We start from the raw sequence: 13,529 nt of genomic DNA, 5'->3' as shown, positions 1-13,529 counted from the left end.
GGGCAGATTGCCCTCTTCGGCGCCTAACCCTTCGCATGCCAGAGCTCCCCGAAGTTGAAGTGACCCGTCGCAGTTTTGCGGACCGGATAGCCTCCGCCAAAATTTTGGCTTTGCACATGGGCAAACCCCTGCGCTGGCCCTTGGGGCTATCACCTCAAGGCTTAGTGGGGCAGCAGGTGCTGGGTGTTCGCCGACGCGGCAAATACCTGTTGCTCGATCTGGATCAGGGTTTGTTGTTGGTGCACCTGGGCATGTCGGGCAGCTTGAATTTCGCGCCCACTCAGCCCGAAGCCGGGCCGCATGACCACATGGATCTGGTCACCGACAGGGGGGTGTTGCGCTTGCATGACCCGCGCCGTTTTGGTGCGGTGGTCTGGGCTCCCTCAGAGGCATCCCCCGAAGCGCAGAAGTTGCTGGGGCGGCTGGGGGTGGAGCCGTTGAATGGCCAGTTTGATGTCGCCGCTTTTGCCGACGCCCTGAAAAAGCGCCAGTCCGCCATCAAGCAGGTGCTGTTGGCGGGCGATGTGGTGGTGGGTGTGGGCAATATTTATGCCTCAGAAGCTTTGTTCATGGCCGGTATCCGGCCGACCACCAAGGCGGCGCGTTTGTCCAGGCCGCGTGTGGCCAAGTTGCATGCCGCCATTGTTCAGGTGCTGACCCGCGCGGTAGAACAGGGCGGCAGTTCACTCAAAGATTTTGTCAGCGCCGAAGGCCGTACCGGCTACTTTCAGCTCGAGGCGGCCGTGTACGGCCGTGCGGGCGAGCCTTGCCGTGTCTGTGGCACCCCGATCCGGTCCATGCTGCAAGGCCAACGCACTACTTTTTATTGCCCCGTATGCCAGAAACCTTGATGCGTCCACTCCAAGATTTGCCCGAAGGTTTTGCCCGTCTCATGGTGGATTGGCAGCGCCAGCACGGCCGCCAAAGCTTGCCGTGGCAAAACACCCAAGACCCTTACCGCGTCTGGTTGTCCGAGATCATGTTGCAGCAGACCCAGGTGACGACCGTGCTCGACTACTTCCCCCGGTTCTTGACACGTTTTCCTGATGTGACTGCTTTGGCTGCTGCGCCACAAGACGATGTGTTGGCGTTGTGGAGTGGCTTGGGGTATTACAGCCGCGCGCGCAATTTGCACAAGTGTGCGCAAGAGGTGATGGGGCGCTTTGGCGGGGCGTTTCCCCGCCGTGCCGAAGACCTGCAAACCCTGCCGGGCATTGGCCGCTCCACCGCTGCCGCGATTGCGGCGTTTTGCTTTCAGGAGCGTGCAGCTATTTTGGACGGCAATGTCAAACGCGTGCTGACCCGCGTGCTGGGCTATGGCGATGACTTGGCTGTGCTCAAAAATGAAAGGGCTTTGTGGGCTCTGGCGCAAGAACTGTTGCCAGAAAAACCAGCCGACATGCCGCGCTATACCCAAGCCCTGATGGATTTGGGTGCCACCGTTTGTTTGCCGCGCAAGGTGCAGTGCGAAGCGTGCCCGGTCAGCGGTTTGTGCCAGGCCAAAGCGCAGGGTGAGCCTCTGGCTTATCCCGTCAAGACCCGCAAACTCAAGCGCTCCAGCGCCACTTTGTGGTTGCTGTGGGCGGTCAATGCACAGGGTCAGGTTTGGCTGCAAAAACGGCCCGACAAAGGCATCTGGGCGGGCTTATTCAGTTTGCCAGTATTTGATTCAGAAGATGAATTGCTGGCGGCTTGGGTGCAAGGGCATGGTACGAACTACATTGAGCCGTGGAAGCATGTGTTGACCCACCGTGATCTTTATTTGCACCCCGTTCGGATGACGGGCAGCGTTCAACATTTACCGGCCTGCGACGGTCAGTGGGTGGATGCTGCGATGTGGCCCAACATGGGCTTGCCTGCCCCGATCAGGACCTTGTTGATGGCCTGATTCACGGCAGATCCTTGGCTTTGGCCTCGACCTCCAAAACGAACGACGTCAGATGGCGTCAAGTTCGCGATGCCGTTTGAGTGTGAGCCAGCGGGCTCCAAAGTTGTGTGCCAATTGCTCGACCATGAAGACCGAGCGGTGTTGGCCCCCGGTGCAACCGATGGCCACCGTGACATAGCTGCGGTGATCGCGCTCAATGGCAGGAATCCATTGCTTGAGAAAGCCTTCAATCTGAAGCTGCATTTGGACGAATTCTTCTGACTGGCGCAGGTAAGCCTGCACAGGCTCATCACGTCCGGTCAAGGGTTTCAATGCGCTTTCGTAATGCGGATTGGGCAGCATGCGCACGTCAAATACATAGTCTGCATCGGTGGGAATGCCGCGCTTGAAAGCAAAGGATTCAAACACCAGCGTCAGTTGGGCCAAGGGGGCGCTGACCAGGGTTTTGATGTAGGTTTGCAGTTGAGCAGAGCGCAGCAAACTGGTGTCAATGACGTGCGCGCGTTCGCGCAAGTCGGCCAGCAATTCACGTTCGAACTCGATGGTTTCAAAAAGCGCTTTGTCACTTTGGGGCTTGCTGCCGCCCGACAAGGGGTGTTTGCGGCGCGTTTCTGAATAGCGGCGCTGCAAGGTGTCAGAGGTGGCGTCCAAAAACACAGATTTAACCGTCATGCCCATGTCGCGCAGCAGGGCCATTTGCTCGGGCATCAGGTGCAATGAGTTGGCACTGCGCACATCGATGGCAATGGCCAAGCGTTGCTCTTTTTGCTGCTCTTCGAGTTTGACAAAGGGGATCAACAACTCGGGTGGCAGGTTGTCGACGCAGTAGTAACCAGCGTCTTCGAGCGCGTGCAAGGCGACCGATTTGCCGGAGCCGGACATGCCGGTGATCAAGATGATGTCCATGCTCAGTTGTGTGTGGCTTTTCGGCCCGTGGATTTCAAAGGGGCATCGCCCAGCATTTCTCTGGCGTGGGCCAAGGTGGTGGCCGACAGCTTTTCGCCACCCAGCATGCGGGCGATTTCGCTCACGCGCTCTTCGCTTTCGACAGCCCGCACCTGGCTGCTGACTTGTCCATGGGCAGCAGCTTTGCTGACCAGCAAATGGTGGTCAGCACAGGCGGCTACCTGGGGCAGGTGAGTGACGGCCAACACTTGGCGGTGCACACCCAGCTGTTTCATCAGGCGGCCCACGGTTTCAGCCACAGCGCCGCCCACACCCGAGTCGACTTCGTCAAAAATCAGGGTGCCGGCCTCGCCCAGTTCGCTGGTGGTGACCGCAATGGCCAGCGCGATGCGAGAGAGTTCACCGCCAGAGGCCACTTTGCCCACCGGGCGGGGTGTGCTGCCTTCGTGCCCGGCGACCAAAAAGCTGACTTCTTCGAGGCCATGCTGCGCAGGCGCATCCAGCGCGTGCAGTTGCACTTCAAAGCGGCCGCCTTGCATGCCCAGTTGTTGCATGGCACTGCTGACGGCTTGGGCCAGTGGCTTGGCCGCCTGTTGGCGTTGGCGAGAGACCGCTTTGGCTTCTTTCATGCAGGCTGTTTGTGCGGCTTGTTCGGCTTTTTGTAGGCTGTTCAGATCGGCCGCGGCATCGAGTTGGGCCAATTCTTGACGCCACGATTGGCGTGTCAGAGGCAATTCGTCGGGTGTTTTTTTGTAGCGGCGAGCCAGCGACAACCACTGGCCCATGCGTTCGTCGAGTTGGGCCAGGTGTGCTGGGTCAAGGTCGGTTTTGCGCAAGTAGCTGTGCAGGCTGTGTGCCACGTCTTCGGTTTGGGCTTGGGCCGAGGTCAGCAGGTCGGCCAGCGCATGGAACTCAGGCTCAAATTGCCCCAGCGACTGCAGTGTTTGAATGGCGCGTGACAACTGGCGCAACGCGCCGCCCTCGTCATCGCCTTCGAGCAAAAGGGTGGCTTGGTTGGCCCCGTCGATCAAGGCCTGCGCGTTGGCCAAGCGGCTGTGCTGTGCGCTCAGGTCTTGCCATTCGCCCGCTTGGGGATTGAGTTTTTCCAGTTCACCAATTTGCCAGGCCAGCCGTTCGCGTTCGTTGGCCAATGTGCTTTGCGCTTGCTGGGCTTCGGCCAGGGCTTGTTGGGCTTGTCGCCAAACTTGCCACGCGGCTTTGAGTGGTCGGATATCGGTGCCCGCATAGGCGTCGAGCAGGCCACGCACCGCGTCGGGTCGGGTCAGGCTTTGCCAGGCGTGTTGGCCATGGATGTCCAGCAGTTGTTCGCCCAGTTCACGCAATTGTGTGGCGGTGGCCGGGCTGCCATTGATCCAGGCGCGGCTTTTGCCCGAGGTGTCCACCGTGCGGCGCAGCAGCAATTCGGCGTTGGCATCAAAACCGGCGGCTTCGAGCCAAGCTTGGATGGCGTGCGTGGGCTCGAATTCGGCGCAGACTTCGCAGCGGTTGGCGCCTTCGCGCACCACACCCGATTCGGCGCGGGCACCCAAGGCCAGTTGCAGAGCGTCAATCAAGATGGATTTGCCAGCACCGGTTTCGCCGGTCAGCACGCTGAAGCCGCTGCCCAGATCGAGTTCGAGTTCGTGCACGATCACAAAGTCGCGCAGGGTGATGTGCGTCAGTGCCACGGCTTAAACGCCCTCGTTCCAGTGCATTTTTTTGCGCAAGGTGTCAAAGTAGTTCCAGCCTGCGGGGTGCAAAAAGCGCACTTTGTGCTCGGATCGTTGCACCGTGATGCGGTCACCCAGCATCAGTTCGGCCAGCGATTGCATGTCAAAGTTGGCGCTGACGTAGCGCCCAGCCACGATTTCGATGCTGATCTCTGACGATTCTGGCAACACGATCGGGCGGTTAGACAAGGTGTGCGGTGCGATGGGGGCCATGACCCAGCCACCAATGGACGGGTGCATCAATGGGCCGCCCACCGACAGTGAATAAGCGGTGGAGCCCGTGGGCGTGGCGATGATCAGGCCGTCAGCACGCTGGGTGGCCACAAAGCGGCCATCGACTTCGACGCGCAGCTCCACCATGCCGGAGGTGCCGCCTCGGTTGACGACCACGTCGTTCATGGCCAAAGCGCTGAACACGCTGCGCTGGTCACGCATGACGTGAGCTTGCAACAAGCTGCGGTCTTCGGTCTGGTAATTGCCTTGCAGCATAGGCTGCAGCACATCTTGGTAGCTTTGAATCGGGATGTCCGTGATGAAGCCGAGACGCCCCTGGTTGATGCCGATCAGGGGCAGGGCGTAGCGGGCCATCTGGCGACCAATGCCCAGCATGGTGCCGTCGCCGCCAATCACCAAACCCAAATCGCACTGCTTGCCGATCTCGGCCATCTCCAGCATGGGGTATTGGTTCAGGCCGGTGTGCAGGGCGGTCTCTTTGTCCAGCACCACATCGCAACCTTGGCGTGTCAGGAACTGGGCCACATCGTCCAGAACACGTCGCGAACTCTCAAGCCCCCCACCGTGGGCGGTGGTGTGGTACTTGCCAAAGAGCGCAACGTGACGGAATTTGGATCTCATCCGCAAATTACATCATTAAAATGACCGGATGCTAGATGATCGTGCCAAGTTATTGCTCAAAGCGCTGGTTGAACGCTATATCGCGGACGGCCAACCCGTGGGCTCGCGCACGCTCTCCAAAGCCTCGGGCCTGGACTTGTCGCCCGCCACCATCCGAAACGTCATGTCGGACCTGGAGGAGCTGGGTCTGATTGCCAGCCCGCACACCTCTGCCGGGCGCATTCCGACCAGCCGAGGTTACCGGCTCTTTGTGGACACCATGCTCACGGTTCAGCGCGATGGTCTGGAGACTCCGGCGCTGACGCCAGACCAACCGCAAAGGGTGATTGCCAGCGCAGCCAATTTGTTGTCGAACTTGTCCCACTTTGTGGGCGTGGTCATGACGCCGCGCAGACCGTCTGTGTTTCGTCACATCGAGTTTCTGCGATTGTCCGAGCGCCGTTTGTTGGTGATCATTGTTTCCCCTGAGGGCGATGTTCAAAACAGGATCTTGTTGACGGAGACGGACTACTCCCAAAGTCAGCTGCTGGAAACTTCGAATTTCCTCAACTCGCACTACGCCGGCATGGCCATTGAGCAAGTGCGCAGCCGGGTGCAGCAAGAACTGGTCAGTTTGCAAAGCGAAATCGCCACGCTCATGCAGGCGGCCGTCAAGGTCAGCACCGAGGCTTTGGCCGAAGACCAAAACGAAGTGGTCATCGCGGGCGAGCGCAACTTGTTGTCGGTGAGCGACTTTTCCAGTGACATGGGGCATTTGCGCAGGGCGTTTGATCTTTTTGAGCAAAAAACCCAGCTCATGCGCTTGTTGGATGTGTCCAGCCAGGCCGAGGGTGTGCGTATTTATATAGGCGGCGAGAGCCAGATCGTGCCCATGCAGGAACTGTCGGTCGTCAGCTCCCCTTATGAGGTGGATGGCCAGATTGTGGGCACCTTGGGCGTGATCGGCCCGACCCGCATGCCCTACGACCGAATGATTCAGATCGTCAACATCACCTCGCGCTTGGTCAGCAACGCGTTGAGCCAGTCTAAATAAATGGCCGTGTGGCCCGACTACAATCAGCAGCTGTAGTGGGGCGTTAGCTCAGTTGGTTAGAGCAGAGGACTCATAAAAATTGTGCACCGAGGCAGGAAACTCCTCGCGTGAATGGCGTCAAATTCGGTGAAAGCTAAGTGCAGCGATGCATACGCCAATGCCGAGCCAAGCGCAGTGAGAAATCACTGTGAAGGTGTAGAGACTAGACGGCGCCCGTCTAAGGCGAAAGCTACGATGAAGGCATAGTCCAGGGAGTGGCGAAAGTCACACAAACCAGAATCCTTTGGTCCACGGTTCAAGTCCGTGACGCCCTACCATTTATCACCCGTGAACTGTTCTCCATACCGTTCATGGAGCCTGCTGTGGCCCTGTAATTGCGCCATTCTTGAAAAAATCTCTTGGCCGTGAATGGTCAGGAAATCGGGAACGGGCCATTTTTTGCCCAGAAATCTCTCTCTTTCTCTGTTTTCTCTTGGTCGTATCCAAGGGCGCGACCCAGGATTCATGCGGGTTCGGACTAGGGAGTTTGATGTGAATTTTGCGTCCCATAAATGACTAAGGTACAAAATTCATTGCTGATTTAGGACGGCAGAGCCCGAACAGGCGTGTTTAGGCTGAAGGCGGTCGGTCGAGTTGCGGTGGCCTATGTCGGCGATCGTGAATACACGACATTGGCCCACGTGCGCGGTTTAATCGTCGCAGTTGGCCACAGCACGGATGTTGATGTCGACGAGAACGGTCGTTGCCCGTCGAGTCAGCCAACTTCAGCAGCGACATGTCGCCGCAGTCGACAGGGAAGAAAGTAACTGAGGCGGCCATTATTGAGCCTCTTTGTTTTAATACATGCTAAAGTTAACTGCATCTTAGTATCCACAACAGATGGAACTCGACCAACTCTTTGACACATACAGTCTTCGCGCGCGGCACCTGCCGACCGTGCTCGTTATCGCGCCGCCGCTGATGGTCGCGTCGCTGCTGTTTCCGAAGGTTTACGACCGTATGGGCGCAAGCATTGTTGCCGCCGACCGAAAACTGACCATCTAAACCTAGGAGTGCCGACTCAAAATTGACCAGGGTGTTCAACTGGCCTGCTGAAATATTCAGCAGGAGAGATAGAAGGTGATCACCATGGAAATGATAGGTAAGGTCAGGCGCATGAAGTTGCGCGAGCAACTCTCCAACAGCGAGATTGCCAAGCGCACGGGACTGTCGCGCAACACGGTCAAAAAATGGCTCAAAGCCCCTGGCGACCAGGCTCCCAAGTACAAAAGGCAAAGCGGATTCACCAAGCTCAGCGCGTTTGAGGCGACGTTGGTGCAGGCACTCAAAGCCGATTCCCATCGACCCAAACATGCCCGGCGCAGTGCGCGGGCGCTGTTGGCGCAGTTGCAGGCGCAGGGCTATCGGGGCGGCTACAGCCGATTGACGGATTTCATTCGGGGTTGGCGCGAGCAAGAGGGCAAGGCGGCATCCAAGGCGTATGTGCCTTTGAGTTTCGAGCTGGGCGAGGCGTTTCAGTTTGACTGGAGCGAGGAAGGGTTGCTCATTGGCGGGGTGTACCACCACATGCAGGTCTCACATCTCAAGCTGTGCGCCAGCCGGGCGTTCTGGGTGGTGGCTTACCCCAGCCAGGGACACGAGATGTTGTTTGACGCGCACACCCGCAGTTTTGCGGCGCTGGGCGGTGTGGCGCGCCGGGGCATTTACGACAACATGAAGACGGCGGTGGACAAGGTCAAGAAAGGCAAAGGTCGCATCGTCAATGCCCGCTTCAATGCGCTGTGCAGCCACTACCTGTTCGAGCCGGACTTTTGCAACGTGGCCTCGGGTTGGGAGAAAGGGGTGGTGGAGAAGAACGTGCAGGACAGCCGCAGGCGTATCTGGATAGAGGCTGGCACCAAGCGGTTTGGCTCGTTTGCTGAGCTCAATGCTTGGTTGGCTGAGCGCTGCCGCTCGATCTGGGCCGAAACACCGCACCCTGAGCAAAAGCAGTTCACGCTGGCCGAGATGCTGGATTTGGAGCATGAGCACTTGATGAGCATGCCCGAGCCGTTTGATGGGTATGTGGAGAATCCGGCCCGGGTGAGCAGCACCTGTTTGGTCAATGTGGCGCGCAACAAATATTCGGTGCCGTGCGAGTGGGCTGGGCAGATGGTCAGTACAAGGCTGTATCCGGGCCGAGTCGATGTGGTGGCCCAAGACGCCATCGTGGCCAGTCACGCAAGGCTGACCAACCGGGCGCAAATCAGCTACGACTGGCAGCATTACATCGACCTGGTGCAACGCAAGCCGGGGGCGCTGAGGAATGGCACACCGTTTCTGGACTTGCCGCCTGCGCTGTTGAAGCTGCGGCAATCGCTGATGCGCCATGCTGGAGGTGACCGGGTGATGGCCCAGGTGCTGGCCGTGGTGCCGCAAGCGGGGCTGGACGCTGTATTGGTGGCGGTGGAGGTTTTGCTGGAAGGCGCCACCCCCAACGGTGGCATCAGCGTGGAGCATGTGCGCAACGTGTTGGCGCGCTTGAGCAGTCCACCGATGCCGCAGCAAGCCGAAACATCGCTGCAGCTCAGTGAGGTGCCGATGGCCAACACGGCGCGCTACGACGGCCTGCGGTCCAGCGTGGAGGTGACGCATGACTGAGTACAAGCCAACACAGCGGGACATCCAGGCCGAACTTAAAGGGCTCAGACTGAGCGGCATGGCCATGGCATGGGCGGATCTGGTGGAGCAAGGTGGCAATGCCGAGCTGCAGGCATCTCGCTGGCTGATCGAGCACTTGCTGCAAGCCGAAGCAGTCAACCGCCATATGCGATCGATTGCGCATCAAACCAAGGCCGCGCGGTTCCCGGTGCACCGGGATTTGGCGGGCTTCAACTTTGAGGCGTCACAAGTGGACCGGGCATTGGTGCACAAACTGGCCGATCTGTCGTTCACGCAGGATGCGCAAAACGTGGTGCTCATAGGGGGGCCGGGGACGGGCAAAACGCACCTGGCCACGGCGCTGGGCATCTCGGGGCTGACGCAACACGGCAAAAAGGTCAGGTTCTACTCGACGGTGGACCTGGTCAACGCGCTGGAACAAGAGAAGGCTCAAGGCAAGGCAGGTCGGCTTGCGTTGAGTTTGTCGCGCATGGACTTGGTGGTACTCGATGAGTTGGGGTATTTGCCGTTCAGCCAAGCCGGAGGGGCACTGCTGTTTCACTTGCTGTCCAAGCTGTATGAACGGGTGAGCGTGCTGATCACGACGAACCTGACGTTTGCCGAATGGTCTAGCGTGTTTGGGGATGCCAAGATGACGACGGCGCTGCTGGACCGGTTGACGCACCACTGCCACATTGTGGAAACGGGCAATGAGTCCTACCGATTCAGGCACAGCTCCAATGAGGCGAGGGGCCGAATTAAAGCCAGGGAGCAGGCAAGAAAAGCGGAGAGAAAGGGGATGCGGGACGACAATTAAACTTATAGTTATCCACAGCCAGCGGAGATAAAAGCTGGCTCAAGCCCCTGGTCAAAATTCAATCGGCACAGGTGGTCAATATTGGATCGGCGTCAACAGTCTAGCGGTAAGGTGGACGATTGGCAATCGACCTGATGCCGTGCTGGTCAACACTAAGTTGGATGCGGCCATCAAAACAGCTACGGTTCGTGAGGGCAGGCCTGTTGTTTATTAGGATAGTGGCGATCACAATCTCTGGAGCGGATGGCTCTTTCGCATGAATGATGCAAATTTGGTTTGGTCTCTGTCACGCAAGGGTGTTCGCCTGACAACGTCGAGTGTGAAGGATTCTTTGGGAAGTTGAAGACTGAAGTGTTCTTCCACCCGACTGGCAGAGCGTCACCGTCAAGCAGTTTATCCAAACCGTTCACGCTCATGATGTGACACACTAGTCCTTACTGCGCCAAGTAGAGGTGCGAACGCCCTAGGGGAGCGGCTTTCTTGGCAGTTTTGTTTCAAAACGTCGGTATTTAATAATAAGTACCTATGGTTTGAAATATCTGAAGCCAACGAGGGATGGTGGTCCGGATGATGAGTAGACCAGCCAAAGCGGTGGCTACGATAATCACCGCTCATTCACTCTCTAGCGCTACCCAGCATGATTGAGCGTGAATAGGAGGTTGGTCATTGGCCAGCCGCCCGCTACCACTTCTCTTCCTGACTGTTCATAAACAGTGCCCACGCCACAGCCTGTGGCGTGCAGATGCATCAGCGCGGCAACCCGCGCCCAGCCTTCAGCCCGTATTTCTCAAGCCCGCCGCAATCCCGTTGATCGAGATGTGGATACCGCGCTGCACCCGTTCGTCGGCCAAGCCCGCGCGGTAGCGGCGGATGAGCTCGACTTGCAGGTGGTGCAGTGGGTCGATGTATGGGAAGCGGTGGCGAATCGAGCGGTCCAGTGCCGGGTTGCTGGCCAGGCGGTTCTTTTCACCGGTGATCTGGGCCAGGGCGTCGGCGGTGCGGTGCCATTCGGCTTCGATGGCGGTGAAGATTTTTTTGCGCAAACGGCTGTCGCTGACCAACTCGGCGTAACGCGAGGCCAGCGCCAAATCGCTTTTGGCCAACACCATGTCCATGTTGGACAGCAAGGTGCGAAAGAACGGCCATTGGCGGTACATCTTTTGCAGCAGGGCCAGCGCGGCTTTGCGCTCGGCCGCTTCGGGCTTGTCCAGGTAGGTGGCCACCGCCGAGCCAAAGCCCAGCCAGCCGGGCAAGGTCAGGCGGCATTGGCCCCAACTGAAACCCCAGGGAATAGCCCGCAGGTCTTCGATTTTTTCGAGGGCTTTGCGCGAGGCGGGGCGCGAGCCGATGTTCAGTTGCGCCAGTTCTTTCAGCGGGGTTGCGCCAAAGAAGTACTCGGTGAAGCCGGGTGTTTCGTAGACCAAGGCGCGGTAGGCGTCCATGCTGGCTTCGGACAGTTCGGCTGCGGCGTCCAAAAAGGCCCGGGTGGCGGGCTTGGTTGGTTGCAGCAGTGTGGCCTCGAGCGTGGCGGCGACCAAAGTTTCGAGGTTGCGGCGGCCAATCTCGGGGTTGGCGTATTTGGAGCCGATGACCTCGCCTTGTTCGGTCAGGCGAATCTGGCCGCGCACGGTGCCCGGTGGCTGCGCCAAGATCGCTTGGTAGCTGGGGCCACCGCCTCGGCCCACCGTGCCGCCACGGCCATGGAACATGCGCAAAGTGATGCCGTGGCTGCCTTGGAGTTTGTCAAACAGGTCCACCAAGGCGATCTCGGCGCGGTAAAGCTCCCAGTTGCTGGTGAAGATGCCGCCATCTTTGTTGCTGTCCGAATAGCCCAGCATGATGTCTTGCTCACCACCGGAGCGTTGCAGCAGCGCGGCCACCCCGGGCAGGGCATAAAAGTCGCGCATGATGGGTGCGGCATTGCGCAGGTCTTCAATCGTCTCAAACAGCGGCACCACGATCAGGTCGTTGCGGGCTTCGCCGTCGAGCGTGCCGCGCAGCAGCCCGGCTTCTTTTTGCAGCAACAGCACTTCCAGCAAGTCGCTCACGGTTTCGGTGTGGCTGATGATGTAGTGGCGAATGGCCTGTTTGCCAAAGCTGGCAAGCATGCGTCGTGCCATCTCAAAAATTGCCAGCTCAGATGTGGCGTGGGCGCTGTAATCGGCACCCGGCACGCGCAGCGGGCGGGCGTCGTTCAGCAGGCCCAGCAGCAGGGCTTGTTTGGCGTGTTCGTCGAGTTGGCTGTAGTTCTTTTCCACCCGCGCGGTGGTCAGCAGTTCGGCCACCACCTCTTCGTGTTTGTCCGAGCTTTGGCGCAGGTCCACGGTGGCCAGGTGAAAGCCGAACACCTCAACGGCGCGGATCAGCGGGTGCAAGCGTTGTGCCGCCAGCGCTTCGGCGTGGTGGCTGCACAGCGATGCCTCGATCACGCGCAGGTCGGCCAAAAATGCTTCGGCGTTGGCATAAGGGTTTTGCGGTGCCACGGCGTGGCGTGCTGCTTCGCCCCCAGTCAAGTGGGTCAGCGTGGCGGCCAAGCGGGCATACATGCCGGTCAGTGCGCGCCGATACGGCTCGTCCTGGCGGTGTTCGTTGGTATCGGGCGACTGCGCGGCCAGGGCTTGCATCTCGGGGCCAAAGGGCACCAGCATGGCCGACAGCGACAGTTCGCTGCCCAAGAAATGCACTTCGGTCAGGTAGTGGCGCAGGGCCACATCGCTTTGGCGGGTCAGCGCGTGTTCCAGGGTTTGCGCGGTCACATTGGGGTTGCCATCGCGGTCGCCACCAATCCATTGGCCCATGCGCAAAAAGCTGGCAATGGGCTGTCCCGGCAGGGCTTCTTCAAGCTCGGCATACAGCTTGGGGATTTCGCGCAGGAAAGTGGCTTCGTAATAGCTCAGCGCGTTTTCAATCTCGTCGGCCACCGTGAGTTTGGTAAAGCGCAGCAAGCGGGTTTGCCACAGCTGCATCACACGGGCACGCATTTGCAACTCATTGGCCGCCAGCTCTTTGGGGGTGAGTGCGTCTTTGGCCGCATTGACGGCCGCAGCGCGGGCCTTGATGGCGTCGCGCTCGGTCAGCAGGTGGGCGATGTCGCGCTCGGCATCCAAAATGCTTTTGCGCTGGACTTCGGTGGGGTGCGCGGTCAGCACCGGGGCCACGTAGCTGGTGGCCAGCATGTCCGAGATGCTTTTGGGGGTGATGCCCGCCCAGCGCAGGCGCTGCAGCGCCACATCGATGCTGCCTTCTTGAGTGTGGCCAGCGCGTTCGTGGATGGCGCGGCGGCGGATGTGATGGCGGTCTTCGGCCAAGTTGGCCAGATGCGAAAAATAGGTGAAGGCACGGATCACGCTCACGGCCCGGTCGCCGGGGAGGCTTTTGAGCAGTTTTTTCAGGGCCTTGTCGGCCTCGTGGTCGGCATCACGCCGAAATGCCACCGACAGCTTGCGTATCTGCTCGACCAGCTCATAGGCCTCAGGGCCTTCCTGTGTCCGGATCACGTCACCCAAGATGCGACCCAGCAATCGGATGTCTTCAACCAATGGCCGTTCGCTGTCGCGTTTTTCCGTGCGTTGGCTGGTGCGGGTTGTTTGGGTTGTGCCGAGAGTGTCTGGGGAGGCCTGTTTCATCGGGATCGGTTCGGTGAAGGGGTGGTTTGGCTGA

10 protein-coding genes and 1 pseudogene are annotated in these 13,529 nt (G+C 59.3%); 7 read left to right on the top strand and 4 right to left on the bottom strand.

Annotated features, from left to right (window positions below; translation table 11 throughout):
- Positions 1–35 precede the first annotated feature (35 nt).
- Both mutM and mutY read left to right on the top strand, forming a co-directional pair.
- Positions 36–851: a bifunctional DNA-formamidopyrimidine glycosylase/DNA-(apurinic or apyrimidinic site) lyase gene (gene mutM, locus ACZ5RG_RS09805; RefSeq protein WP_312260621.1), complete on the top strand. Its 816-nt coding sequence runs from the start codon at positions 36–38 to the stop codon at positions 849–851.
- On the top strand, positions 836–1,888 hold the full coding sequence (gene mutY / locus ACZ5RG_RS09800) for an A/G-specific adenine glycosylase (RefSeq protein WP_298598314.1): 1,053 nt from the start codon (positions 836–838) through the stop codon (positions 1,886–1,888). The genes mutM and mutY overlap by 16 nt, the downstream gene beginning before the upstream one ends.
- A gap of 48 nt (positions 1,889–1,936) precedes the next feature.
- Here the strand turns inward: mutY and rapZ are convergent, their stop codons facing one another.
- Genes rapZ through ACZ5RG_RS09785 form a run of 3 tightly spaced genes read right to left on the bottom strand, consistent with a single transcriptional unit; the run spans position 1,937 to position 5,379 of the window.
- Positions 1,937–2,800, bottom strand: coding sequence for an RNase adapter RapZ (rapZ, locus tag ACZ5RG_RS09795; RefSeq protein ID WP_298598341.1), 864 nt, complete (start codon positions 2,798–2,800; stop codon positions 1,937–1,939).
- Positions 2,797–4,482, bottom strand: coding sequence for a DNA repair protein RecN (gene recN, locus ACZ5RG_RS09790; protein ID WP_464446935.1), 1,686 nt, complete (start codon positions 4,480–4,482; stop codon positions 2,797–2,799). Before recN ends, rapZ begins: the two co-directional genes overlap by 4 nt.
- A 3-nt stretch (positions 4,483–4,485) precedes the next feature.
- Positions 4,486–5,379 carry an NAD kinase gene (locus tag ACZ5RG_RS09785; protein WP_298598319.1) on the bottom strand — a complete coding sequence of 298 codons (894 nt, stop codon included), beginning with the start codon at positions 5,377–5,379 and terminating at the stop codon, positions 4,486–4,488.
- Positions 5,380–5,407: 28 nt separating this feature from the next.
- Between ACZ5RG_RS09785 and hrcA the strand changes: the two genes are divergently transcribed.
- From hrcA to ACZ5RG_RS09760, 5 genes and pseudogenes are all read left to right on the top strand, one after another.
- On the top strand, positions 5,408–6,412 hold the full coding sequence (hrcA, locus tag ACZ5RG_RS09780) for a heat-inducible transcriptional repressor HrcA (protein ID WP_019430464.1): 1,005 nt from the start codon (positions 5,408–5,410) through the stop codon (positions 6,410–6,412).
- 879 nt (positions 6,413–7,291) lie between these two features.
- Entirely contained in the window at positions 7,292–7,456 is a 165-nt protein-coding gene (locus ACZ5RG_RS09775) for a hypothetical protein (RefSeq protein ID WP_464446934.1), read from the top strand.
- An 84-nt stretch (positions 7,457–7,540) separates the two neighbouring features.
- On the top strand, positions 7,541–9,052 hold the full coding sequence (gene istA / locus ACZ5RG_RS09770; RefSeq protein WP_298596769.1) for an IS21 family transposase: 1,512 nt from the start codon (positions 7,541–7,543) through the stop codon (positions 9,050–9,052).
- Entirely contained in the window at positions 9,045–9,869 is an 825-nt protein-coding gene (istB, locus tag ACZ5RG_RS09765; RefSeq protein WP_464446705.1) for an IS21-like element helper ATPase IstB, read from the top strand. Before istA ends, istB begins: the two co-directional genes overlap by 8 nt.
- A gap of 106 nt (positions 9,870–9,975) precedes the next feature.
- A pseudogene (locus ACZ5RG_RS09760) lies at positions 9,976–10,276 on the top strand (IS3 family transposase); the annotation flags it as partial.
- A 366-nt stretch (positions 10,277–10,642) separates the two neighbouring features.
- Here ACZ5RG_RS09760 and ppc read toward each other — a convergent pair.
- Positions 10,643–13,495, bottom strand: coding sequence for a phosphoenolpyruvate carboxylase (ppc, locus tag ACZ5RG_RS09755; RefSeq protein ID WP_298598326.1), 2,853 nt, complete (start codon positions 13,493–13,495; stop codon positions 10,643–10,645).
- Positions 13,496–13,529: the final 34 nt, after the last annotated feature.

Source organism: Limnohabitans sp. TEGF005, from assembly GCF_055394835.1.
The sequence above is the reverse complement of the archived record's forward strand: the minus strand, read 5'-3'. Positions and strand labels throughout refer to the sequence as shown.

Coding starts and splice junctions, on each gene's coding strand:
- ppc (WP_298598326.1), bottom strand. CDS start 13,495: ATGAAACAGGCCTCCCCAGACACTCTCGGCACAACCCAAACAACCCGC.
- mutM (WP_312260621.1), top strand. CDS start 36: ATGCCAGAGCTCCCCGAAGTTGAAGTGACCCGTCGCAGTTTTGCGGAC.
- ACZ5RG_RS09785 (WP_298598319.1), bottom strand. CDS start 5,379: ATGAGATCCAAATTCCGTCACGTTGCGCTCTTTGGCAAGTACCACACC.
- istA (WP_298596769.1), top strand. CDS start 7,541: ATGGAAATGATAGGTAAGGTCAGGCGCATGAAGTTGCGCGAGCAACTC.
- istB (WP_464446705.1), top strand. CDS start 9,045: ATGACTGAGTACAAGCCAACACAGCGGGACATCCAGGCCGAACTTAAA.
- ACZ5RG_RS09775 (WP_464446934.1), top strand. CDS start 7,292: ATGGAACTCGACCAACTCTTTGACACATACAGTCTTCGCGCGCGGCAC.
- hrcA (WP_019430464.1), top strand. CDS start 5,408: ATGCTAGATGATCGTGCCAAGTTATTGCTCAAAGCGCTGGTTGAACGC.
- mutY (WP_298598314.1), top strand. CDS start 836: ATGCCAGAAACCTTGATGCGTCCACTCCAAGATTTGCCCGAAGGTTTT.